Origin of the sequence: Corallococcus interemptor (assembly GCF_003668875.1) — a bacterium.
Taxonomy (GTDB): Bacteria; Myxococcota; Myxococcia; order Myxococcales; family Myxococcaceae; genus Corallococcus; species Corallococcus interemptor.
Map to the genome: position 1 here is coordinate 1 of NZ_RAWM01000012.1, position 21886 is coordinate 21886.

Annotated in this window: 29 protein-coding genes and 1 riboswitch; of the genes, 17 read left to right on the forward strand and 12 right to left on the reverse strand. The window is 69.7% G+C overall.

Annotated elements, in window-relative coordinates; all coding sequences use genetic code 11:
• Window positions 1–135 precede the first annotated feature (135 nt).
• Window positions 136–258, forward strand: a complete 123-nt coding sequence (locus D7X96_RS06775; RefSeq protein WP_014396669.1) for a hypothetical protein — start codon at window positions 136–138, stop codon at window positions 256–258.
• Window positions 259–295: 37 nt separating this feature from the next.
• On the opposite strand, the gene D7X96_RS06780 is transcribed toward D7X96_RS06775, so the two are convergent.
• Window positions 296–814, reverse strand: a complete 519-nt coding sequence (locus tag D7X96_RS06780; RefSeq protein ID WP_120552437.1) for a hypothetical protein — start codon at window positions 812–814, stop codon at window positions 296–298.
• Between the two features lie 93 nt (window positions 815–907).
• Here D7X96_RS06780 and D7X96_RS06785 point away from each other — a divergent pair, with 93 nt between their 5' ends.
• The 3 genes from D7X96_RS06785 to D7X96_RS06795 all read left to right on the forward strand — a co-directional run bounded on the left by D7X96_RS06785 (window position 908) and on the right by D7X96_RS06795 (window position 5015).
• Complete coding sequence (locus D7X96_RS06785; protein ID WP_120552436.1) at window positions 908–2059, forward strand: AI-2E family transporter; 1152 nt, start codon at window positions 908–910, stop codon at window positions 2057–2059.
• Between the two features lie 48 nt (window positions 2060–2107).
• Window positions 2108–3145: a hypothetical protein gene (locus tag D7X96_RS06790; RefSeq protein ID WP_121769290.1), complete on the forward strand. Its 1038-nt coding sequence runs from the start codon at window positions 2108–2110 to the stop codon at window positions 3143–3145.
• 121 nt (window positions 3146–3266) lie between these two features.
• Window positions 3267–5015 carry a CotH kinase family protein gene (locus tag D7X96_RS06795; protein WP_208647277.1) on the forward strand — a complete coding sequence of 583 codons (1749 nt, stop codon included), beginning with the start codon at window positions 3267–3269 and terminating at the stop codon, window positions 5013–5015.
• Window positions 5016–5060: 45 nt separating this feature from the next.
• Here D7X96_RS06795 and D7X96_RS06800 read toward each other — a convergent pair whose 3' ends face one another.
• Window positions 5061–5828, reverse strand: a complete 768-nt coding sequence (locus D7X96_RS06800; RefSeq protein ID WP_120552434.1) for a polysaccharide lyase family 20 protein — start codon at window positions 5826–5828, stop codon at window positions 5061–5063.
• A gap of 130 nt (window positions 5829–5958) precedes the next feature.
• A riboswitch (guanidine-III (ykkC-III) riboswitch) is annotated at window positions 5959–6028 on the forward strand.
• Window positions 6029–6045: 17 nt separating this feature from the next.
• Between D7X96_RS06800 and sugE the strand changes: the two genes are divergently transcribed.
• Together sugE and D7X96_RS06810 are read left to right on the forward strand one after the other, a co-directional pair.
• Complete coding sequence (sugE, locus tag D7X96_RS06805; RefSeq protein ID WP_120552433.1) at window positions 6046–6375, forward strand: quaternary ammonium compound efflux SMR transporter SugE; 330 nt, start codon at window positions 6046–6048, stop codon at window positions 6373–6375.
• Between the two features lie 37 nt (window positions 6376–6412).
• Complete coding sequence (locus tag D7X96_RS06810; protein WP_121725462.1) at window positions 6413–7147, forward strand: glutathione S-transferase; 735 nt, start codon at window positions 6413–6415, stop codon at window positions 7145–7147.
• On the opposite strand, the gene D7X96_RS06815 is transcribed toward D7X96_RS06810, so the two are convergent.
• Genes D7X96_RS06815 through D7X96_RS06825 form a run of 3 tightly spaced genes read right to left on the reverse strand, consistent with a single transcriptional unit; the run spans window position 7111 to window position 8602 of the window.
• Entirely contained in the window at window positions 7111–7407 is a 297-nt protein-coding gene (locus D7X96_RS06815; protein ID WP_121769291.1) for a Carotenogenesis protein CarS, read from the reverse strand. The two genes, D7X96_RS06810 and D7X96_RS06815, sit on opposite strands and share 37 nt — an antisense overlap.
• Window positions 7404–8063, reverse strand: coding sequence for a DUF1109 family protein (locus D7X96_RS06820; protein WP_121769292.1), 660 nt, complete (start codon window positions 8061–8063; stop codon window positions 7404–7406). Before D7X96_RS06820 ends, D7X96_RS06815 begins: the two co-directional genes overlap by 4 nt.
• The gene (locus tag D7X96_RS06825; RefSeq protein ID WP_120552429.1) at window positions 8060–8602 is read right to left on the reverse strand and encodes an RNA polymerase sigma factor; all 543 of its coding nucleotides are present in this window, start codon (window positions 8600–8602) and stop codon (window positions 8060–8062) included. The genes D7X96_RS06820 and D7X96_RS06825 overlap by 4 nt, the downstream gene beginning before the upstream one ends.
• Before the next feature lie 188 nt (window positions 8603–8790).
• On the opposite strand from D7X96_RS06825, the gene D7X96_RS06830 reads away from it, so the two are divergent.
• Both D7X96_RS06830 and D7X96_RS06835 read left to right on the forward strand, forming a co-directional pair.
• A complete protein-coding gene (locus D7X96_RS06830) occupies window positions 8791–9327 on the forward strand; it encodes a DUF2378 family protein (RefSeq protein WP_121769293.1) in 537 nt (178 codons plus the stop codon).
• Between the two features lie 75 nt (window positions 9328–9402).
• Entirely contained in the window at window positions 9403–9891 is a 489-nt protein-coding gene (locus D7X96_RS06835; RefSeq protein ID WP_120552438.1) for an FKBP-type peptidyl-prolyl cis-trans isomerase, read from the forward strand.
• On the opposite strand, the gene D7X96_RS06840 is transcribed toward D7X96_RS06835, so the two are convergent.
• From D7X96_RS06840 to D7X96_RS06865, 6 genes are all read right to left on the reverse strand, one after another.
• Window positions 9885–11159, reverse strand: a complete 1275-nt coding sequence (locus D7X96_RS06840; RefSeq protein WP_121769294.1) for a DEAD/DEAH box helicase — start codon at window positions 11157–11159, stop codon at window positions 9885–9887. The two genes, D7X96_RS06835 and D7X96_RS06840, sit on opposite strands and share 7 nt — an antisense overlap.
• Before the next feature lie 73 nt (window positions 11160–11232).
• The gene (gene fghA / locus D7X96_RS06845) at window positions 11233–12087 is read right to left on the reverse strand and encodes an S-formylglutathione hydrolase (RefSeq protein ID WP_121769295.1); all 855 of its coding nucleotides are present in this window, start codon (window positions 12085–12087) and stop codon (window positions 11233–11235) included.
• Window positions 12084–13196, reverse strand: coding sequence for an S-(hydroxymethyl)glutathione dehydrogenase/class III alcohol dehydrogenase (locus D7X96_RS06850; RefSeq protein WP_121769296.1), 1113 nt, complete (start codon window positions 13194–13196; stop codon window positions 12084–12086). Before D7X96_RS06850 ends, fghA begins: the two co-directional genes overlap by 4 nt.
• A 100-nt stretch (window positions 13197–13296) precedes the next feature.
• Window positions 13297–14034: a response regulator gene (locus D7X96_RS06855; protein ID WP_121769297.1), complete on the reverse strand. Its 738-nt coding sequence runs from the start codon at window positions 14032–14034 to the stop codon at window positions 13297–13299.
• A 20-nt stretch (window positions 14035–14054) separates the two neighbouring features.
• Window positions 14055–15338: a sensor histidine kinase gene (locus D7X96_RS06860; protein WP_120551946.1), complete on the reverse strand. Its 1284-nt coding sequence runs from the start codon at window positions 15336–15338 to the stop codon at window positions 14055–14057.
• Between the two features lie 94 nt (window positions 15339–15432).
• Window positions 15433–15876: a hypothetical protein gene (locus D7X96_RS06865; protein WP_120551945.1), complete on the reverse strand. Its 444-nt coding sequence runs from the start codon at window positions 15874–15876 to the stop codon at window positions 15433–15435.
• Between the two features lie 102 nt (window positions 15877–15978).
• Between D7X96_RS06865 and D7X96_RS06870 the strand changes: the two genes are divergently transcribed.
• The 9 genes from D7X96_RS06870 to D7X96_RS06910 all read left to right on the forward strand — a co-directional run bounded on the left by D7X96_RS06870 (window position 15979) and on the right by D7X96_RS06910 (window position 21020).
• Window positions 15979–16755, forward strand: a complete 777-nt coding sequence (locus D7X96_RS06870; RefSeq protein ID WP_121769298.1) for a HesA/MoeB/ThiF family protein — start codon at window positions 15979–15981, stop codon at window positions 16753–16755.
• Window positions 16743–16982, forward strand: a complete 240-nt coding sequence (locus D7X96_RS06875; RefSeq protein WP_120551943.1) for a sulfurtransferase TusA family protein — start codon at window positions 16743–16745, stop codon at window positions 16980–16982. Before D7X96_RS06870 ends, D7X96_RS06875 begins: the two co-directional genes overlap by 13 nt.
• A gap of 3 nt (window positions 16983–16985) precedes the next feature.
• Window positions 16986–17258 carry a ubiquitin-like small modifier protein 1 gene (locus tag D7X96_RS06880; protein ID WP_120551942.1) on the forward strand — a complete coding sequence of 91 codons (273 nt, stop codon included), beginning with the start codon at window positions 16986–16988 and terminating at the stop codon, window positions 17256–17258.
• A gap of 13 nt (window positions 17259–17271) precedes the next feature.
• A complete protein-coding gene (locus tag D7X96_RS06885; protein WP_120551941.1) occupies window positions 17272–17904 on the forward strand; it encodes a HesA/MoeB/ThiF family protein in 633 nt (210 codons plus the stop codon).
• Complete coding sequence (locus D7X96_RS06890; RefSeq protein ID WP_121769299.1) at window positions 17868–18347, forward strand: M67 family metallopeptidase; 480 nt, start codon at window positions 17868–17870, stop codon at window positions 18345–18347. Before D7X96_RS06885 ends, D7X96_RS06890 begins: the two co-directional genes overlap by 37 nt.
• Window positions 18348–18504: 157 nt before the next feature.
• Entirely contained in the window at window positions 18505–19281 is a 777-nt protein-coding gene (gene cysC, locus D7X96_RS06895) for an adenylyl-sulfate kinase (RefSeq protein ID WP_120551939.1), read from the forward strand.
• Between the two features lie 90 nt (window positions 19282–19371).
• Window positions 19372–20268, forward strand: coding sequence for an ATP-dependent sacrificial sulfur transferase LarE (gene larE / locus D7X96_RS06900; RefSeq protein WP_120551938.1), 897 nt, complete (start codon window positions 19372–19374; stop codon window positions 20266–20268).
• On the forward strand, window positions 20265–20792 hold the full coding sequence (locus D7X96_RS06905; RefSeq protein ID WP_120551937.1) for a hypothetical protein: 528 nt from the start codon (window positions 20265–20267) through the stop codon (window positions 20790–20792). The genes larE and D7X96_RS06905 overlap by 4 nt, the downstream gene beginning before the upstream one ends.
• 63 nt (window positions 20793–20855) lie before the next feature.
• Window positions 20856–21020, forward strand: a complete 165-nt coding sequence (locus tag D7X96_RS06910) for a ribbon-helix-helix domain-containing protein (protein ID WP_120563010.1) — start codon at window positions 20856–20858, stop codon at window positions 21018–21020.
• Between the two features lie 29 nt (window positions 21021–21049).
• On the opposite strand, the gene D7X96_RS06915 is transcribed toward D7X96_RS06910, so the two are convergent.
• Window positions 21050–21808, reverse strand: coding sequence for a tRNA pseudouridine synthase A (locus D7X96_RS06915; RefSeq protein ID WP_244219482.1), 759 nt, complete (start codon window positions 21806–21808; stop codon window positions 21050–21052).
• Window positions 21809–21886 lie beyond the last annotated feature (78 nt).

Here is a 21886-nt window from a genome sequence, read left to right on the forward strand (position 1 = left end):
GGGCGCCTGGGCCTGCCCCGGAGGCCGGCGCGGCCCCCGTCCCGGAGGACCCCGAGGGTTCCTCTTCCGGGAGCCCGTAGGCTTCTGATAGGTAAGCCCCCCTTTGCTCCATTCCGGAGACCAGGAGCCACCCACATGGCCAACAGCAAGAGCAAGCACCGCCGCGTGCAGATGAAGATCCGTCAGCACTGGAAGAAGCGGATCAAGAAGCAGAAGGAAGCCGCCAAGGCCGCCGCCGCCGAAGGCAAGAAGAAGTAGTCCGTCTTCCCTGGCGCCGCTCCCGGCGGCCCTGGCTTTACTGCCGGGTCGCCGTGAAGGGGCGCGCCACGTTGCATCTGAGGGCGGAGGTGCCCTGGATGCGCGAGTAGTTGCCGGTGAAGGTCCCGGACAGGCTGCCAACACCGCCGCCGTCCGCCGGGCCCCCGGCGAAGGTCGCGGTGAGGCTGAGGAAGCTGCTCACCCCACCGTCACTGCTGGGGATCGGTGAGCCGGACAGGATCAGCGCTCCGGATGCGTACAGCTGGCCCGTCAGCGCCACCCCCGTCAGCGTCCCCGTGATGATGCCGCCGTCGGTGTGCTGGATGACCAGCGGGTCTCCGTTCGCCGGGGCCACCACGTTCAGGTTCACGCACTCGGAGGGCAGGCCCGCGTCGCCCGGGAAGGCCAGCGGATAGGTGCCCTCCACGGGGGGGCAGGTGTCGCCGCAGTCCACGGGGGCGCCCTCGTCGCAACCGGCGGGACCGAGCATCAGGAAGGCGCCGGACACCACGGCGGTGGCGGCGGCCGCGATCGGAGCGAAACGTCCAGAAGTCATGGATGGCCTCTTGGGGATGGGAGGGACGGACTTCCTGGTGGGAATAACCGTTCCTACGTTGCGTGCAGCTGGTCTGGGGGACGGGGTGGGGCGGTGACGGCGGCAGACTCGAAGCGGTGGTCCAATTTCATCTTCGCGGGGCTCTTCGCGCTCGCGCTGATTCTTTTCTCGCGCATCCTGCTGCCGTTCCTGATGCCGGTGCTGCTGGGCGGCTTCCTGGTCGTCCTGTTCATGCCCATCCAGGACTCCTTGGACCGGCGGCTCCAGGGCCGCAAGTCCCTGGCGGCGGGACTGTCCACCCTCGCGGTGTTCCTGCTCATCCTGGCGCCGCTGGCGCTGGTGGGCTGGATGGTGGCCCGCGAGGTGCTCCAGTTCGTGGGCCAGGCGCAGGACCTGTTGGATCAGGTGGACCTGCGCCACCACCTGCTCAACAGCCTGCCGCGCGGCCTCACCCGCTACGTGCACTTCGATCCGGAGAGCTCGGAGACGGAGCGCCTGCTGATGACGGCGGTGTCCGGCGGCGCGGGGCTGCTCGCGGACCTGGTGGGCGCCGGCACGGAGCTGATCGTCAACATGTTCCTGATGACGGTCGCCATGTACTACTTCTTCCTGGACGGCCGTCGTCTGGTGAACGAGGTGGCCCGGCTGATTCCGCTGGAGCGCCGCTACTTCGACGCCTTCTCCCACGAGTTCACGGACGTCGCGTACGCCATCATCTACGGCAACACCGTCACCGCGCTGGTGCAGGGCGCGGTGGGCTTCGTGGGGCTGCTCATCGCGGGCGTGCCGCACGCCGGCGTGTGGGGCGCGGCCATGGTGCTGGTGGCGCTGGTGCCGGTGGGTGGCACCGCGCTCGTCTGGGGGCCCATTGGCGTCATCCTCATCGCGGCGAACCGGGTGAGCGAGGGCGTCTTCCTGCTCGCGTGGGGCACCTTCCTGGTGGGCAGCATCGACAACGTCATCCGCCCGAGGCTGTGCGGCTCGCGCATGGCGCTGCACCCGCTGCTCGTCTTCCTGTCCATGTTCGGCGGGCTGGCGGTGTTCGGGATGATGGGCCTGCTGGTGGGGCCGCTCATCGCGTCCATCTTCATGGCCATGGTGCGCATCTACCGGCGGGACTTCCTGGGTCGTACGCAGGAATCCCAGCCCGCACCCGTGGTGTCCCAGGATTCCTCGCCTTCGCTCACGCCGCAGCCCGCGCCAGTGCCCTCCGCGGCGAGCGTGGGTCACGTGATGAACGCCTGAGCCCCGAGCCTGGACTTCGCTCCGGCGCTGGGTGAACCTGACCGGAGCATGACGACCACCCGAAGCGCGAGGGTCCCCTCGGGCCTGTTGCGGACCCTGGCCCTCGCTGGAGCCCTGGCGGCTCCGGCCGCGGCGGCCTCTGACGCCCTGACGCCGCTCGCCTTCCACGGCACGCGCGAGTCCCCCGCGTGGCTGTCGCTGCGGCTGGGCACCACGCCGTCGGGCAGGGCGCAGGCGAAGACGGAGCCGGAGGTGGGCGCGCCCACCTGGGTGCGCCTCAACCTGTCCCTCACCGCGACGTGGCGGCGCTACTGCGCGCGGCCCGGCGTGGACAGCTGCGGCGAGTACGACCGGCTCCCGGAGGAGGAGCAGTTGGGGGACACGTCGGACTTCTCGTCGTCGTATCCGTACCTGGGCCTGGCGCTGGAGGCGGAGGTGCTGCCGCTGGCGCGTCACCCCAACTCGGTGCTGCGCGGGCTGGGACTCCAGCTGGGCGTGCAGCGGGGCTTCTCCAGCTCCGACGTGACGCTCACCGGGGACGGCGGCCAGACGCCGGTGCGCGAGGTGTCCGCCACCGACACGGCCTTCACCGCGCAGGCGATGTACCGCTTCTACTTCCGCTTCGGCACGACGCGGCCGCAGCAGGGCTACGTGGGCGCACGCGCCGGCATCCAGACGCGCGCGTTCGACGTGGAGGCGTCCACGGACAACCCGCTGACCGGCACGCACCGCGTGTTCCCCTCCGTGGCGTTGGACCTGTCCGTGCCGCTGTTCAGCTCGGTGCGGCTGGACGCGTCGGGCGGGCTGTTGCTGTCGCCCAGGCCGGGGCACTCGCCGGACGCGGACGGGGGCCGGCGGGCGCTGGAGGTGCGCGACTACGGCACGTCCGTGTCCAGCTTCGGCTGGACCGCGGAGCTGGGCGTGTCCGGGGACATCTGGGGGCCCTTCGGCTACGACGTGGCCTGGCGCCTGGCGCACTTCAAGGACCGGTTCTCCGGGGCCGGCACGTTGACGGGCTGGGACGACGGTGGAGCGGCCGAGGAGACGTACTCCAGCCTCCACGTGGGTCTGATCGCGACGTACTGACGTTGACGTTGTCGGGCGAGTGACATCACCCCGGAGCGCGGGTGTCTGCCCTCGCGCACGATGACTACCCCTTGCCTCCACGGCCTGTCACGGGCCCGTGACGCAAGGGGGACGATTCCTGGTGCGAGCAAGGCGATGGTTGGGGCGGGGAGTGGCGGGGCTGGCGTGCCTTGCCCTGGTGGCGTGCGGCGGAGGGGACTCCTCTCCCACGACCGGCAATCCTCCCGGCACGGGCTACGACGACGGAGAAGGCCTTCCCCGGTCCGATGCGGGCCCGGCGGATGAAGGCACGGGCTCGCCGTACGACGCGGGCACGGGCTCGCCGGCCGACGCGGGCACCGGTACGCCGGACGCGGGGAGCGGGGACGCGGGGTCAGCGCCGCTGACGTGCGCGCCCACGGCGGGGGACACGCGCTGGGTGCAGGAGGGCGAGCCCGTCACCGCGCAGGTGACGTGCTCCACGGGCCTCAAGGAGGCCGGGCTGCGCTTCGGGGTGAAGAACCTGCCCGCGGGCGCCACGTTCGACGAGTCCACCGGCACGCTGCGCTGGACGCCCGCGCTCAACCAGGCCGCGGTGTGGATGCTCACGCTGGAGGAGCGCACCACCGGCGAGACGGGCACGCTCAAGGTGGGCGTGGCCAACAACAACACCGCGCCGGGCAAGGTCGACATCGTCGACCCCGCGGCCTACACGGAGGAGTACGGGCTGCCGGTGGTGCACCTGTTCTTCCCGGACAACCTGACGTCTGGCTTCTACAAGCCGGCGGAGGTGGTGTACCGGGGCCGCCGCTACACCATCGAGGCGAAGTACCGCGGGGCCACGTCCAGCGTGTTTCCCAAGCGCAGCCTGACGCTCAAGTTCGCGGAGGACGACCTGTTCTCCGAGCCCGTCTTCGGCGACGGCTTCAAGGACCGCAAGCGCGTGGTGCTCATCACCACGTTCAATGACAACTCCTACCTGCGCTCGCGGCTGGCGTTCGACCTGTGGCACCGCCTGGCGCCCGACGCCGTGCGCATCCGCACCTTCAGCGTGGTGGTGTACGCGAACAACAAGTACCGGGGGCTCTACACGGCGTCGGACCACGTGGACAAACGGCTGATGGAGTGGAACGGCATCGACGACGACTCGGACCTCTACAAGGCCGACACCGCGGACGCCAACTTCTCCCGGCTGACGCGCCACGGGCAGACGAAGGAGAACCTCCACGTCGGCTTCGTGAAGGACGAGGGCAACCCGCCGGGCAACTTCAGCACGCTGCACGACTTCGTCGCGTGGGTGGCGGACTCCAGCAACGACACCTTCCGCCAGCAGTTCGGCACGAAGCTGAAGGCGCGGGACTACGAGGACTGGTGGATCTTCAATACGCTCATCCAGGGCAATGACTCGCAGGCGAAGAACGCCTATCACGCGTTCGATCCGAAGGCGGGCGGCCCCTGGCGCTACATCCCGTGGGACCTGGACGCGAGCTTCGGGCAGAACTACGACACCACGCGCACCAGCGCCACGGCGCGGCCCACCTACGCGTCGGACAACCTGCTCTTCAAGCGGATGCTGGCGGAGCCCTCCATCTCGGGGCCCATGCGCGAGCGCTACCGGCAGGCCCTGAAGAACGAAGTGAGCGAGGCCACGGTGCAGGCGATGATCGACGGCTACGTGAAGGAGCTGGGGCCCAACGCGCAGCGTGACGAGGCGGAGTGGGCGGAGCGGTACCGCAACTTCGCGAAGCCGGAAGCGGGGGACGAGAACGGGTACGGCAACTTCCCGGACTGGCACCTGCGGCAGGACTTCAAGACCCACGCGGAGGAGGTGGAGTACATCCGGCAGTGGGTGCACAAGCGCTGGTCGGCGTTCCAGACGCAGCTGCCGTGAGGTTGGCGGCGCGGCGGGGGGAGGACCTCGCCGCGCCCACCGGGACTACCACTGCGCAGGGTCTGCGTCGGCGAACGTCGTGCCGGCCGCGATCTCGTCAATCCAGATGCTGCGGGTGCCCTGGGTGCCCTGCATGTACCCGCTGTCGTGCCAGCCATTGGCGTAGAGGCCGACGCGGAACTGGAGGTAGCGGTCATCCGCCACGGTGGTGGCCAGGTTGAACTGCTCCAGGACCTTCACACCGTCGAACCACAGCTTGATGAAGCCGGTGGTGTCGCTGGTCCACTTCACCTGCATGACGACCTTGTGCCACTCGCCGGGGGTGACGGTGGCCAGGTTGCGGAAGGTGGTGGTCTTCTGGTCGCAGACGGTGCCGTACTTCACCCGGGTGGTGAGCTGGTTGCCGGACAGCCACACCATGGTGGTGGGCATGTGGCCATCGCAGCCCGTGTCGGAGAAGTTCGCGATGAACTGGGCGATGTTGAAGGACTGCGGCTGGAACTGCCAGTCCTGCTGCAGCCGGAACATGAAGCCATAGAAGCCCGTGTCGCCCCGGCGGTACACGTTGTGCTTCACGACCTCCGAGTGGTAGCGCTCGGTGTAGTTGGGGTCGTAGACCTGCGTGGCCTTGATGGCGGTGGAGCCCTCGTAGACGACGTTGGTGACTTCCTTCAACGAACCGTTGTGCTCCACGTTGAGCGAGTTCCAACCGGACAGCGTTCCGGTGTTGCGGAAGATCTCCGCTGCCTGGGCGCCCATCCCCAGGGCGAACAGCGACACCCCTGCGGCCACGGCGAAATGCTTGCGCTGCATTGAACGACCTTTCCTGACTTGCGGCTTATGCCAGTTCAATAGGCGAATCTGGGATAATCCGCAATCCCATGGACAGGTGCGGGTGGGTGGCACAAGGCGTCCATCCCGGTTAGCTTCCGCGGCGCGTGCGGATGCCCCGGGGTGGGGCCTCCGAGCCCGGACGAGGTGCGCCGTACCCGGTCACGACAAGACGACGCCTTCACGGGAGTCGTGCGTCATGTCGTCGTCTTGGATCCTCCTCATCATCGCCGGCCTGCTCGAAGTCTGTTGGACGCTGGGCCTCAAGTACGCGCAAGGCTTCACCCGGCCGCTGCCCAGCGTGCTCACGATTGGCGCCATGATCGCGAGCATGGGCCTGCTGGGCCTCGCGGTGAAGCAGCTGCCCATCGGCACGGCCTACGCGGTCTGGGTGGGCATCGGCGCGGCCGGTGCGGCCGTCGCGGGCATGGTGCTCTTCCATGAGCCCGCCACGCCCTCGCGCCTGTTCTTCCTGGTGCTGATGATCGTCGCCATCATCGGGCTGAAGTTCACCAGCGGGACGCATTAGCCGTCCGCGCCGGTTCCCATCACGCGAGGTGACGGCGATGAGCGACGCGAAGTTCGAGCTGTACTACTGGCCCGGCATTCCCGGCCGGGGCGAGTTCGTGCGGCTGGTGCTGGAAGAAGCAGGCGCGGACTGGGTGGACGTGGGCCTGCAATCCGGCGGGAAGGCGGTCACGGACATGATTGGCAAGGGGCCCGTGCCCGCGTACGCGCCGCCCGTGCTCAAGGTGGGCGACGTCGTCATCTCCCAGGCGCCCAACATCTGCTCCTACCTGGGCGAACGCTTCGGCCTCGTCCCCCAGGACGAAGCCTCACGCCTGCACGCCCGTCAATTCCAGCTCACCGTCGCGGACGTGGTGGCGGAAGCCCATGACACGCACCATCCCCTCGCCGTGATGAAGTACTACGACGAGCAGAAGGACGCCGCGAAGCAACGCGCGGAAGACTTCCGCACCACCCGCATCCCGAAGTTCCTCGGCTACTTCGAGCGCGTGCTGAAGGCCAACACCCAAGGGGGAGGGAAGTACCTCCTGGGCCGCGACTTCTCCTATCCGGAGCTCGCGCTGTACCAGCTGGTGGAAGGCCTGCTGTATGCCTTTCCCAATGCCATGCGCCGCGTCGCCCCGGGAATCCCCGGCGTGATGGCCTTGCGTCAGCGCATCTCGGAGCGCCCCCGCATCGCCGCGTACAAACAATCCAACCGCGCCCAGCCCTTCAACCAGCAGGGCATCTTCCGGCACTACCCGGAGCTGGACGACCCGAACGCGACGAAGTGACCCTGGGGCACTTCGACAATCTCACGGGCGAAGAACAGGTCCTCGCCCACGCCGGCCACGCGCACCTGGATGAGCGGATCGCTCGGGTACTGCATGGCCGGGTCGTCGAACACCAGCGCCACGACGACGCCCACGCGGCCCAGGAAGCGCTCCGCCACGGCGTCGTCCGCTTCGGTGCGGACGATCATCACCGCCGCACCCATGCGCACCGGCGCGCCGTCCACGTCTTCCGTCAAGATGAGCGAGGGGTCCTGCTTCATGGTGCGTAGGTCCGGGGTTTGAGTCGTTTCGACAGCGCCCACGTCGCGAGCGTCATCAGCGCCCACGCCGCCAGGTGATAGGTGGCCACGTGGCCGGGTCCCTGCTCACACGCCAGCTCGCCCACGAACGCGCCCACCGTCCCCACCGACAGCCCCGCCACCGTCGCGCGCAGCGGGTCGAACGCCGCCGACCTCAGCGCCACCAACGCCACCACCAGGGGTACCAGCGCCACCGCCACGTGGCTTACCGTGCACACCCACTCGGGGAGCGTGGAGGGGCCCCGAGGGGCCGCCCGCGTCAGCACCAGCAGCACGGCGCTCACCAGCGCCATGCCCACGCCCACCTGGCGCAGCGGGCGCCCGCGCGGAGACAGGGCTCCCCAGGAGCACACCGCGCTCGTGGACAGCAGCATCGCCAGCATGGGCGCCCGGCCCGTGAGCACCGCGCCCGTGGTGCGCCCCAGCGCCAGCAGCACGCCCGTCACCGCGAGCGCCAGGCCCGAGGACGCCGCGAACACCCCCACCGCCTGCGAACGCCATCCGCGCACCGGCCGCTTCAGCGCCAGCTCCTCGCGAGACGCCGCCAGCGCACGCTCCATCGCCTTGGGGTCCAGGCGGGGCGGGGGGGACCGCCAGGGGTCGGACGGGAGGCTCATGACATGTCCTCCAGTCCACCCAGGAGTTCGCGCAGCTTCTCGTAGCCCCGGTGCGCGCGGAGCCGGGCCGCGCCCGCGCGGATGCCGCGCATCTCGGCGATCTCCTCGAAGGACCAGCCCTCCAGCTTGCTCAGCACCACCGCCTCGCGCTGCTCCAGGGGCAACTGCTGGAGCGCGTCCTCGATGCGCCGGCGCATGGCCGGGTCTCCATCCGGCGCGGGCACCGCCGTGGGCCCCTCCGGCGGCGCGTGCGCGTGCGCGTCCACGTGCTGCTGGTGCCGCAGCGCATCCCGGGCCGCGTTCGCCGCGATGGTGAGCAGCCAGGGGGTGAAGCGCGTGCCCCGCTCGTAGCGGCCCCGGGCGCGGATGACGGAGAGGAAGGTTGTCTGCATGAGGTCCTCCGCCAAAGGCCCGTCCCTCACCATGCGAGCGAGGAAGCCGTGCACGCGCCCGGCGTGCCGGGCGAACAGCGCCTCGAACGCCGGCTGGTCTCCCTGGCAGAACTGGTCCATGAGCACTTCGTCCGTGACGCCTTCCATCGTCTGGCTCACGGACGGCCCTGCCCGGAAATCGTTTCCGCGAACGGTCGATTGCCCTCCAGGCTGCTCCAAGGCCTTGAAACGACAAGCGTTGGACGTGACATCGCCAGGGGGCTCGCTTCCAGGACCCGAAAGGGTAGTGTCGCGCGCCTTCCCGGTTTCAACGCGTTTCCCCACTTCGAGCGTCCATGTCCCCGGCCGAGGTCGTCATCCAGTCCACGCTGTTCGAATCGCTCCTGCGCTGCGTGCGCATGGACAACGCGATGCGCGAGCGCATGGCGGCGGCGGGCTACGACCCGGACCGCCCCCGGGCCAGCTATCCGGCGTCGGTGTTCCTGCGCTGCCAGAACCTGGTGCTGCAGGCGGCCTACGCGGGCCGGCCTCGCGAGGAGGCCCTGCGGCAGATGGGCCGGGACCTGGTGCGCGGCTACTTCGAGACGCTGGTGGGCAAGGTGGTGAACGTGGCCCTGAAGGTCGCGGGCCCGGACCGCGCCATGAAGCGCGTGGCGCTGAGCTTCCGCTCCGTGATGGAGCCGGTGGAGATCACCTCCACGGAGCTGGGCCCCAAGGACTGGCGCGTGACGTTCCAGGGCTATCCGTTCCCGTCGGAGGCCGCGGCGGGCTGTTGCGAGGAGGCCCTGCGCCAGGCCGGGGCCTCCAACCCCAGCGCGGTACTCGAGTCCGATGACGGCCACGGCCGCTTCGAGCTGCGCATGCGCTGGTAGGACGTCCCTGTGCACGCCGTAACGGTGAGCATCATCCTTCCACCGCGACATGACTGAATGCGCTATGAGGGCCCCATGAAAATCGGCAAGGACAGTGTTGTCGCCATTGACTACAAGCTGCACCTCGGCGACGGGAAGATCGTGGACGAGAGCGAGGCAGGCGAGCCGCTCGTCTACCTGCACGGCTACGAGGAGATCGTCCCCGGCCTGGAGAAGGCGCTGGAGGGCAAGTCCGCGGGCGAGTCGCTGAAGACGGTCGTCTCCGCGGCGGACGGCTACGGCGACTACGACCCGGAAGGCGTCGAGGAGGTCCCCCGTTCCGAGTTCCCCGACGACCTGGAGATCAAGGCCGGCGGCATCCTGAGCGCCACGGATCCGGAGGGCGACGAGGTCGACTTCCTGGTGAAGGAGGTGCGCAAGGACACGGTGCTGGTGGACTTCAACCACCCGTTCGCCGGCAAGGAGCTGCACTTCGAGGTCGCCATCAAGGAAGTGCGCGCCGCCACGCCCGAGGAGCTCGAGCACGGCCACGCGCACGGCCCCGGTGAGGACCACGATCACTGACCGCTGGGGCCCTTTGGCCGGCCCTTGCCGTGCGTCCGGGCATGCCGCCCGGGCGCCGCGCCTTCGGGCCGCTTGGAGCGCCCATGGTCGGCCTGGGGCGGCCCCGGGTCGCGCTGCTTCGCCGCGAACGCCTCCATCTCCCGCTTGAAGATGGGGTCCCTGCGCGGCACCTCCGTGCGCGGAAGCTCCTGGCGGATGATGCGCTCGATGTCCTGGAGCGTGCGGCGCTCCACCTCCAGCGCGAACAACGACGCCCGTCCACTGGCCGCCGCGCGAGCGGTGCGGCCAATCCGGTGCACGTAGTCCTCCGGTCCGTGCGGCACGTCCAGGCTGATGACGTGGCCAATGTCATCCACGTCCAGGCCGCGCGCCGCCAGGTCGGTGGCCACGAGGCAGCGGTACTGCCCCCGGCGGAAGCCCTCCAACGCCTGACGCCGCTGGGCCTGCGTGCGGCCCGCGTGCAGGGCGGCGGACTTGTGGCCCGCGGCCGCGAGCAATTCCTTCATCTTGTCCGCGCGCTGCTGGGTGCGGACGAAGATGAGCGCGCTGGCCTGATCCTGTGAGAGCAGGGTGAGGAGCAGGGGCCACTTCTCCTCGGGCTTCACGATGTACAGGTGCTGTTCGGCGCGAGGCGCGGGCGTGCCGCTGGGAGTCACCTCCACGCGCACGGGCTTGTGCAGGGCGCGCTGTCCGAAGCGCGTCACGTCCGCGCCCAGCGTGGCGGAGAACAGCAGCGTCTGGCGCTCGCGGGGCAGCGCGTGGAGGATCTGGTTGATCTGCGGCAGGAAGCCCATGTCGAGCATCCGGTCCGCCTCATCCAGCACCAGCGTCTGGATGCGCGACAGGTTCACGGCCTTCACGCCCAGGAGGTCCACGAGCCGGCCCGGCGTGGCGACGATGAGGGTGGGGCGCTCGCGCAGCGCATCCACCTGCGCGTTCATGTCCTCGCCGCCGACGATGAGGACGGGCAGGACGCCCAGGGGCTCGCCGAAGAAGCGGGCCTGCTCCTCCACCTGCTGCGCCAGCTCGCGCGTGGGCGTGAGGATGAGGCCCCGCGTGCCCTTCTCGCCCGCGAAGCGTTCAATCATGGGGAGCAGGTAGGCGGCCGTCTTGCCGGTGCCAGTGGCCGCGCAGCCAATGACGTCGCGGCCGGACAACGCGGGCGGGATGGCCTGCGCCTGGATGGGCGTGGGGGCGCCGAAGCGGGCACGCTTCACCGCGCCCAGCGTTTCGGGAGACAGGCCCAGGGACTTGAAGGAAGCACTCATGCCCCACGCCTCCCACGTTTCGGGCCAGGGAGGGAAGGGGGATTACAGGGCATGAGTGCCCGGGCCTCGGCTTTCAGCCCGCGTTCAGCGCCGCGCCATGGTGGCGCAGGTGGTCCTCCATGAACGTGGAGACGAAGTAGTAGCCGTGGTCGTACCCCTCCTGCATGCGCAGGGTGAGGGGCTGGCCCGCCGCCTCGCAGGCCTCCTTCAGGAAGTGCGGGTGCAGCTGGTCCGGCAGGAACTTGTCCTTCGTCCCCTGGTCCACCAGCAGCGCGGGCAGGCGCCGGCCGGCCTTCAGGAGCTCCGTGGCGTCGTACTCGCGCCACGTCGCCTCATCCGGCCCCAGGTAGCCGCCAAAGGCCTTCTTGCCCCAGGGGCTGCGGATGGGAGCCCCGATGGGCGCGAACGCGGACACGGACCTGTACCGGCCCGGGTCACGCAGCGCCGTCACCAGCGCGCCGTGCCCGCCCATGGAGTGCCCGAAGATGCCCTCGCGGTCCATGCGCGCGGGGAAGTGCGCACCGATGATGCCGGGCAGCTCCTTCGTGATGTACGTGCCCATGCGGTAGCGCGCCTTCCACGGCTCCTGGGTGGCGTCCAGGTAGAAGCCCGCGCCGGTACCGAAGTCCCAGTCCGCGTCCTCGCCCGGGATGCCCGCGCCGCGAGGACTGGTGTCCGGCGCCACGAGCATCAGCCCCAGTTCCGCCGCCACGCGCTGCGCGCCGCCCTTGATGGCGAACGTCTCCTCCGTGCAGGTGAGGCCCGCCAGGTAATACAGCACGGGCACCTTGCCGTGCTTCGCCTGGGGCGGGGTGTAGACGCTGAAGCGCATCTCACCGCCGCACGCCTCGGACGGGTGCTTCCAGAAGGACTGCGTCCCTCCGAAGCACGCGTGCTCGCTGACGAGCGTGGGAGCCACGGCGCTCATGCGTACTTCACCACGCTGCGGATGGACTTGCCTTCGTGCATCAGGTCGAAGCCGTGGTTGATCTCCTCCAGCTTCAGCGTGTGCGTGATCAGCGGGTCCACCTGGATCTTCCCGTCCATGTACCAGTCGACAATCTTCGGCACGTCCGTGCGGCCGCGCGCGCCGCCGAACGCGCTGCCCTTCCACACGCGGCCCGTGACGAGCTGGAACGGACGGGTGCTGATCTCCTGACCCGCGCCCGCCACGCCGATGATGATGCTCTCACCCCAGCCGCGGTGGCAGCACTCCAGGGCCTGGCGCATCGTCTTCACGCTGCCGATGCACTCGAAGCTGTAGTCCGCGCCGCCGCCGGTGAGGTTGACGAGGTAGGGGACGAGGTCTCCCTCCACCTCCTTCGGGTTCACGAAGTGCGTCATCCCGAACTTCTCCGCGATCTCCTTGCGCGCGGGGTTCAGGTCCACGCCGACGATCATGTCGGCGCCCACCATGCGCGCGGCCTGCACGACGTTGAGGCCGATGCCGCCCAGACCGAAGACGACGACCTTCGCGCCGGCCTCCACCTTCGCGGTGTAGACGACGGCGCCCACGCCGGTGGTGACGCCGCAGCCGATGTAGCAGACCTTCTCGAACGGGGCGTCCTCGCGGATCTTCGCCACGGCGATCTCCGGCAGCACCGTGTAGTTCGCGAACGTGGAGCAGCCCATGTAGTGGTGGATCATCTGCTTGCCCAGGCGGAAGCGGCTGGTGCCATCCGGCATCAGGCCCTTGCCCTGCGTGGCGCGGATGGCCGTGCACAGGTTCGTCTTCTGGGACAGGCACGACTTACAGCCGCGGCACTCCGGCGTGTAGAGCGGGATGACGTGGTCGCCCTTCTTCACGCTGGTGACGCCCGGGCCCACGTCCACGACGATGCCCGCGCCCTCGTGGCCGAAGATGGCGGGGAACAGGCCCTCCGGGTCCGCGCCGGAGCGGGTGAACTCGTCGGTGTGGCACAGGCCGGTGGCCTTCAGCTCGATCAGCACCTCGCCCGCCTTGGGGCCCTCCAGGTGCACGGTTTCGATGCTCAGGGGCTTGCCGGCCTCGAAGGCGACGGCGGCGCGGACGTCCATGGTGGGGCTCCTGTGAGTGGGGAAGGAAGACTCCCCACTGTAGAGGCCACGCACCGCGTCGTCCGTGAAAAGAACCAGCCCGACCCATCAGGGCCCGCTACTAGACGGAGATGAGGCCCTTGCGGATGCCCTCGGTGACGGCCTCCACGCGGTTCGTCACTTCGAGTTTCCGGTAGATGTGCTCCAGGTGCGTGCGGATGGTCGCCTTGGACAGCGACAGCAGCCGGGCCGCCTCGCTGTTGGACACGCCCTTGGCGATGAGCTGGAGGATCTCCCGCTCCCGGTCCGACAGCGGCTTGAGCAGCGGCTCGTGCGCGGACGCTTCATCACTGGCTGGCGCGGACTCCGTCACGGGCAAGGGTTCGGTGGGCACGGGCGCGGTGTCCGGCTCCACGCGGAAGTGGCGCAACAGGCGGCGCGCCAGGTTCGGCTGGATGACCGTGCCGCCCGCGCGCACCTCCTTGATGGCCTCGACGATCTTGTCCACCGTGGCGCCCTTGAGCAGGTAGCCGGACGCGCCCGCCTTCACGGCCTCGAGGACTTTGTCCTCCTCGTCGAAGATGGTGAAGATCAGGATCTCCACCTTCGGGAAGCGCGCCTTCACCTCTCGCGTGACGTCGATGCCGCTCATGCGCGGCAGTCCCAGATCCAGCAGCAGCACGTCCGGCTGCTCGCGCTCCACCTCCACCAACGCGGCCTCGCCCGACAGCGCGGTGCCCACGATGTCGATGTCCGGGTGGCCTTCGAAGAGGCGCAGCTGGTTCTTCAAGATCTTGGTCTGGTCCTCCACGACGAACACGCGGATGGGGAGGGCGGGGGCATTCGGGGTCGGGTCCACGGGCGGGGCTCCGGTGCGTGTCAGGCGGAAAGACAGGGGAGGGAGAAGGCCACCTGGGCCCCGGCGCCGGGCGCCGAGTCCACCACGATGGAACCTCCAAGCTTCATGGCCCGCTCACGCATGTTGAGCAGGCCGTAGTGGCCACGCGGCGTGCGGCCCGGGTCGAAGCCCTTGCCGTTGTCGCGGACCACCAGGTGCACGCCCTCCGCGCTGAAGTCCAGGCGCACCTGGACCTCCTTGGCTTCGGCGTGCTTCGCGGCGTTGGACAGACATTCCTGGAGGATGCGGAACAGCGCCAGCTGCGCGTCCGGGGGCAGCTTGCGCGCCAGACCCGTGCGCTCGAAGCGGATGGATTGCCCGGTGCGGTCGCGGAAGGTCTTGATGTAGTCCTCAAGGCCCTGCGCCAGCTCGAAGTCGTCGCGCATCATCCGCAGGTTGCGGCGCAGCTCTTCAATCGACTCCTCCGCGGTGGCCTTCATCTCGCGGATCTCCGTGCGCAGCCCGTCCTCGCTCGCGAGGTTCAGGATGTACTCCGCCTGGATGATCATCGAGGACAGGGACGCGCCCAGTCCGTCGTGGATCTCGCGCGCCAGCCGGTTGCGCTCCTCCACCACCGCCAGCTCCTTCAGGTCACCCTGCAGGGCCACCACCTCGCGGTGCGCGGTGGCCTCGCGCTCGTTCAGGTACACGAGCACGTAGACGATGATGAAGTTGAGCCCCAGGTACCAGAGCAGCGTGAGCAGCTCCACCGCCGTCACGGAGCGGTTGAGCAAGAGGTCCAGGCGCGTGGTGATGGGCAGCGCCAAGAGCGGCGGCAGGATGGCCAGCGGCTTGGGGAAGAGGATGGCGAAGAGCGTGGTGAAGAGCAGCTGCGTCGCCAGCAGCGGGCTCTGGAGGCCGCCGCCCACCTGCGGCCGGGCGATGAGCACCACGGTGATCAGCAGGTCGAAGCACAGCGACAGGTACGTCACCCACCGGCCCGCCTTCGGGTGGTCGATGACGAGCAGGTTCGCGACGCTGTAGATGAGCATCGCGAAGTAGCCCAGGAAGGAGATGGGCCCGTTGAAGCCGAAGTAGCCGCTCCACGCGGGCACCGCGAGGATGAGCAGGCCCAACGTGAGGAACATCATCCGCGCGTAGAACAGCGCGCGGGCCCGGGCCACGAAGCGGTCCTGCTCCCAGGAGGCCGCCGCCTGCTCCGCGGACACGTTGTCCGTGAGGTTGCGGCGCTCCAGCACGGCGCGGACGCGGGCCTTCAGGTCATGGGCCGGGTGGTCGTCGCCGGGTCGGGGGTCGCTGTCCATGCGAGCGGCAGCTTACGGGACCTGCCCCGGGGGACGGAATTCCCGGCAAGCCGCCAGGCCGGCATCCTGGCGGCTGCGGAAGGGGAAGCGGGCGTTACTTGGGGGCGCCTTCGTCCACGCAGGCCTTCTTGGCCGAGGGCTGGCGCTGGAGGACGTAGTCCAGGCGGTCGGTGCTCTGCCCGGTGCGCTCGTCGAACAGGGGCGTGCCGCCCGCGTACATGGTGCCCTTCGAGTTGCCGTACCGGTCCAGGTTGTGGGCCTTGAGCCAGCCGTCCACGCAGGCCTCCAGGGCCAGGCGGTCGCTGGCGCCGGAGTCGTAGTTCACGGCGCTGGCGTCCTTGGGCGAGCCGGACTCGGTGGGCGTGCCGGCCTCGGCGGTGGCCTCCGGAGGAGGAGCGGCCTCGCGGCCCGACTTCAGCTCCTCCTGGACGGTGCCGGTCTGGGTGGCCGCGTCGGGGCTCTCCCCGGTGTTCTTGTGGCAGCCGACAGCCAGGGACAGCAGGGTGGAAAACACGAGCGCGCCGGTCAGGTTTTTCATATGTCCTGGCTGGTGAGGGCCGCTTGTGACGGCGGCGGTTTGAAGACGGGACGTGGAGTCGCCGCACCATATTCGTTTCGTTCCTCGCGGAGCACCAGTCCCATGCACGGTTCCCCGGATACCGACCATCACGCCCGCATTCCCCACGCCACCCGCATCGAGCGCTCGAGGGTGCTGATCGTGGGAGCAGGCGGCCTGGGCTGCCCGGTGTCGCTCGCGCTGGCCCAGGGCGGTGTGGGCCACCTGACGCTGGTGGATCCGGACCGGGTGGACGTGACGAACCTGCCCCGGCAGCTCTGGCACCGCACCCAGGACGTGGGCCGCTTCAAGGCCCAGTCCGCCGCGGACGGCCTGCTGCGCGCCTTCCCCGGCCTGAGCGTGGAGGCCATCCCCGAGCGCCTGGACGCGGGCAACGCGGAGGCGCTCTTCCGCGAGCACGACCTGGTGGTGGACGCCACCGACGGCGTCGCGACCAAGTTCTTCCTGTCGGACGTGGCGGTGCTCACCGGCGTGCCCCTGGTCTACGGCGGCGTGCTGCGCATGCACGGTCAGGCCCTGCGAATCGACCCCGGAGGGCCTTGCCTGCGCTGCCTCTATGAGGACGTGCCGCCTCCGGACGCGGTGCCCACCTGCGCGCAGGCGGGCGTGCTGGGCTCCATGGCGGGGCTCATCGGCGCGGTGCAGGCGCTGCTCTCCCTGGAGCTGCTCGCGGGCGCGGCCACCGGGCCCCGGGGCCAGGCCACGCTGCACGTGCTCGACGGCGAGACGCTGGAGGGGCGCACGGTGAAGGTGACGCGCGCGCCGGACTGCCCGGGCTGCGACATCCAGTCGCTGCCCCCGTTCCCTTCGTCCCAGGAGGACACCGCATGCCCGACGTGACGGCGACGTTGGACATCACCCGCGAGGTGTGTCCGATGACCTACGTGCGCACCAAGCTGAAGCTGGAGTCGCTGCCTCCGGACTCGCTGCTGGAGGTGCTGCTCAAGGGCGACGAGCCCCTGAAGAACGTGCCCCGCAGCGCGAAGGACGAGGGCCACGACGTGGTCTCCCTGGATCCGCGCGGGGACGGCACGCACCGGTTGATCATCCGCAAGCGGGGGAAATGAACGATGGCCACGATCCGCATTCCGACACCCATGAGGACGCTGACCGGCAACAAGTCCGAGGTCCAGGCCACCGGCGCTACCGTGGGCGAGGTGCTGCGCGACCTGGAGGTGCGCTATCCCGGCATGGGCGCGCGCCTCTTCGACGACAAGGGCGCCGTGCGCCGGTACGTGAACGTCTTCCTCAATGACGAGGACGTGCGCGCGCTCAAGGCGCTGGACACGCCGGTGAAGGACGCGGACCGGATCACCCTCATCCCCGCCATGGCGGGGGGCTGAAGGAGACGGCGTCATGGCGCTGCGCGAGGATCAGATCCTCCGCTACTCCCGGCAGATATTGCTGAGGGTCGTGGGCGGGCGCGGGCAGGAGGCGCTCTTGTCGGGCGGCGCGCGCGTGGACGGCCTGGGCGCGTCCGGCCTCACCGCCACGGCGTACCTGGCCGGCGGCGGCACCCCGGTGACGGGCGTGGGCTCGCTGACCATGGGGCCCTGGTCGCCGGGGTTCCTCGCGTCCGCGCGGGACGTGGGCCAGCCCGTGGCGGAGGTCCTGGCGCGCGTGGTTCCGGAGGTGAACCCGGACGCGGCGGGCACGGCGGGAGGCGGGCTGCTCGCGGAGCTGCCCGCGGCCTGGAGCGGCGAGGCTCCGTGGGTCGCGCTGGGCGGCGATGGCGCGCGCGGCGCGGTGGTGTTCCGGGGCGCGGACGGGTGCGTCTGGTGCTTCGGCGAAACGGTGCGCCATCTGGGCACGCCGCCGGACGGGGCCATGGGCGTGGCGCTGGGTGCGCTGGGAGCCCTGGTGTTCCAGCGGCTGCGCCTGGGCATGGGCCCGTCGCTGGGCGGCCGGTGGCTGAGCGCCCCGGGCGCGATGACGGATCTGGAGCTCCGCCGGTGCTCGCGCTGCGCGGCGGCGGAAGCGAAGCCCTGATCCCACCGGAGGTCCTCGCCGGGATGATCCGCCACCTGGAGGCCGCCTGGCCCCAGGAGGGCTGCGGCGTGATCCTCAGGAGCGGGGAGGGGGAGGGGAGCTCCTGGCGGGTCGTCCCCCTGGAGAACGCCTCCCCCACGCCGCGCGTCGCCTATGCCTTCGCGCCGGAGGCGTGGCTCCAGGTGTGCCTGGACGCGGACGTGCGGCAGGAGGAGGTGGCGTGCGTCTTCCACTCGCACGTGGACGCGCCCGCGGTTTTCTCCGCCGAGGACCGCCGCCAGGCTGCTCCCTCGGGAATCCCACTGCTGCCTCAGGTGTCCTACGTGGTGGTTGCCATACGCGGAGGCCGTGCCTCCTCCGCCTCCCGGTCTGTTTGGCGTGCAGGGGATTTTCAGACTGTTCCGCTTGCATTGGCGGATTTCAGGTTTGAAAAACCCGTGTAAGGGCGGGAACTTGCCCTGCAGCCGACCCCACCTGCGGAAAGGTGGGTCCGAATTGTCAAGTCACTGGGTTTTCGTCTATAAAGCGGCGGTCTATTGGATCTGCCGCGTCCCACGCCGCGTGCAAGAAGCGCTCCGGACGCAGGGAGTTAGAACCCGTATGGCCACCAACACTGGATTCACCCTCTGGCTCACCGGCATGTCCGGGACCGGGAAGACCACGACGGCCGCCTACATCGCGGCTCGGCTCCGCCAGGTCGGACGTAACGTGGAGGTCCTCGACGAGGGCGAACTCCAGAACGACCTGTGGGCCGGCATCGGCGACACCAAGGACGAGCGCAACATGGTGGTGCGCCGCCTGGGCTTCGTCGCTGGCCTCCTGGCCCGCAACGGCACGGCCGTGCTCGTCCCCTGCGTGAGCCCCTACAAGTCGAGCCGAGAGGAAGTGCGCCGCTCGGTGGGCAAGTACGTGGAGGTCTACGTCGACTGCCCCACGGAGAAGCTCATCGAGCGCGACACCACCGGCAAGTACAAGAAGGCGCTCAACGGGGAGATCCCCAACTTCATCGGCATCACGGAGCCGTACGAGCCGCCCACCTCCCCTGAGGTGACCATCTACTCCGACTCGGAGTCGGTGGAGGACGGCGGGATGAAGATCTTCCAGGCCCTGCTGGACCTGGGCCTGATGACGACGGACGAGCTGAAGATCATCACCGGCAAGAAGATGAAGGCCAACCCGCTGCCGGCGAAGAAGGCCCGCCGCGACGAGGAGGAGGCCCCCGCCCGGGTCGCCGCCGTGAAGGCCGCGAAGACCCCCAAGGCGGACAAGGGTTCCAAGGGCGCCAAGGCGCGTCCGGCCACCCGCGCCGCCCGCGTGGGCAAGCCGGCCCCGGCCGCCGCCGCGAAGAAGAAGGCCGCCAAGGGCAAGGCCCGCTAAGGCCCCGCCGTCGTCCTGACTGTCGAAGGGCTCCAGGTTGCCCGCGCGATGCGCGTGCAATCCGGGGCCCTTCCGTTTTAGGAGTCCCCCATGCTGAGCCCCGAGCGGATTGAAGCCCTGTGTGAGTCGTCCCGCCCCAAGCTGGAGGCGATGCGCGAATCGCTGCGCGCCCACGGCAGCGCGCTGGTGGCGTTCTCCGGCGGCGTGGACTCCACCTTCGTCCTCGCGATCGCGGCGGAGGTGCTGGGTGAGCGCGCCCTGGCGCTCACCGCGCTGTCCGCCTCCGTCGCCCCGGAGGAGGAGCGCGAGGCCCGTGAGCTGGCGGGCCGTCTGGGCGCCCGGCACGTCGTCGTCTCCAGCAACGAGCTGGCGAACCCCAACTACGCCGCCAACCCCACCAACCGCTGCTACTTCTGCAAGACGGAGCTGTACGACCTCTGCGAGGCGAAGCGCGCGGAGCTGGGCCTCTCCGTCGTGCTGGACGGCTTCAACGCGGACGACTTCAAGGATCACCGCCCCGGCCACAAGGCCGCGAAGGAGCACCAGGTGGTGTCCCCCCTGGCACAGGCGGGGCTCACCAAGGATGAGATCCGCGCGTGGAGCCGCAAGCTGGGGCTGCCCACCTGGGACAAGCCGCAGATGGCGTGCCTGGCGTCGCGCATCCCCTACGGCACGTCCGTGACGCGCGACCGGCTCTTGCAGATCGCCGCGGCGGAGTCGGAGCTGCGCGCGCTGGAGTTCAAGCAGTTCCGCGTGCGCTACCACCAGGACGTGGCGCGCATCGAGCTGGCCAGCGAGGAGTACCCCCGCTTCTTCGAGGCCGGCATCCGCGAGCGGATCAACGGCGCCTTCAAGTCCCTGGGCTTCAAGTTCGTGGCCCTGGATCTGGAGCCCTTCCGCTCCGGCCGCCTCAATGAAGCCGCCGGCATCGCGCCCGCGGCAGGGCAGGGGAAGGCCGAGGGCTTCAAGCTCCCGGTGGTGGGGTGAAGCGTTTCCTGATCGCGCTGCCCCTGGCGCTGGCCACCCCCGCTGGCGCCGTGGAGTACCTGGAGGACGGGCCGTACGCGCGCCAGCGCTCGCTGATCCTCACGGTGGGGCCCGGCGCCACGTACACCGAACGGATCAGCGGGACCTCCGCCGTGTCCGGGCTCGCCGGGCACCTGGATCTGGGAGCGGCGATCACCGTGGGCTACGAGGGGGATGAGGTGTTCCTCCTCGCGCGCGGCAGCACCGGACGCCCGGGGGAGGAGCTGGCGCTGATCACCGGCTACCGCAGCGTCTTCGGATCCGAGTCCTGGCGGACCTTCTTTGATCTCGGCGTTTCCGTGCGGCCGATTTCTGGGCCGTGGCTGGGGCCTCGCATAGGGTTCGGCGCCAGACACACCCTCTCGGATCATTTCGCGCTGTACGGCGGGCTCGGCTTCACGTTCGGGTTCGGCTCCGGACTGCGCGCGGACACCGAGCTCTTCACCGGGTTGCAGTGGATCATCCCGGTGGGTTCGGCCTCGTAGGTTGTTTTCTTGAGGTTGTCCGACATTGTGAGAGGGTGTGTGCATCTGTCGGAGGCCACGCACTTGGACATGAATCCCCGCCTCACCTCGGTCGTGTTTCGTCTCAACCGCGAGAAGCTGGATGCCCTGAAGGAGCTGTCGCGCTCCACGCGCATCCGTCAGAGCGAGTACCTCCGGGAGGCCATCTCGGATCTGCTGGCGAAGTACGAAGCGCGCTTCGTGGACTGAAGCGTCACGTCCGCCCGGCGGCGCTCCCTTCAGAAGGGTGGCGCGTCGGGCAGACCGGGCGGGTGGAGGCGCTCGCCGGGCCCGAAGGGGTCCACCGCGGAAGGATAGCGGACCTCCCACAGCACCAGCCCATGCGCCGGGGCCTTGAAGCCGGCCAGGGCCGCTCCCGAATCCAGCGCCGCGTGCCACTGCTCCTCGGACAGGAGCCCCGCGGCCACCTTCAGCGCGCTGCCCACCAGGTACCGCACCTGGTAGCGCGCGAAGCCATCTCCCAGGAGCCTCGCCTCATGGAGCCCTCCGCCCAGCTCCCGCAGGGTGGCGGACTCCAGCGTGCGCGGCTTCTGGGGACTGGAGCGCTCGTGGAACGCGGTGAAGTCCCGCGTGCCCACGGCGCGGGAGAGCAGCGCCTCCAGCCGCTCCGGAGCCACCCGGTGCCCGGCCTGGAGCGTCTCGTCCGCTGCCACATCCAGCGCGTACGGCCTCCAGGCTTCCGTCGGAGGCGCGCCCAGCGTCAGGCGGTAGCGGTACTCCTTGCCGCTCGCGCTCCACTGGGCGTGAAACGCGCCCGGCGGCCGCTTCGCGACGCACAGCCCCACGTCCGGGGACAGGTGCGGCTTGAGGCGCGCGGGCAGTGACTCCAGGGGCACGTCCTCATTGAGGCGCAGGCTGATGACCTGCATCCGAGCGTGCACGCCCCGGTCGGTGCGCCCGGACGGCATCACCGTGGCCGGTGAGCCTGCCTGCTCCAGGGCGTCTTCAAGGGCGTCCTGGACGGTGGGACCTTCCACCTGGCGCTGGAAGCCGCGGAAGTTTCCACCGCGATACCAAGTCCACAGTACGGCGGGAATTCGTCTGAGCTTGGACCT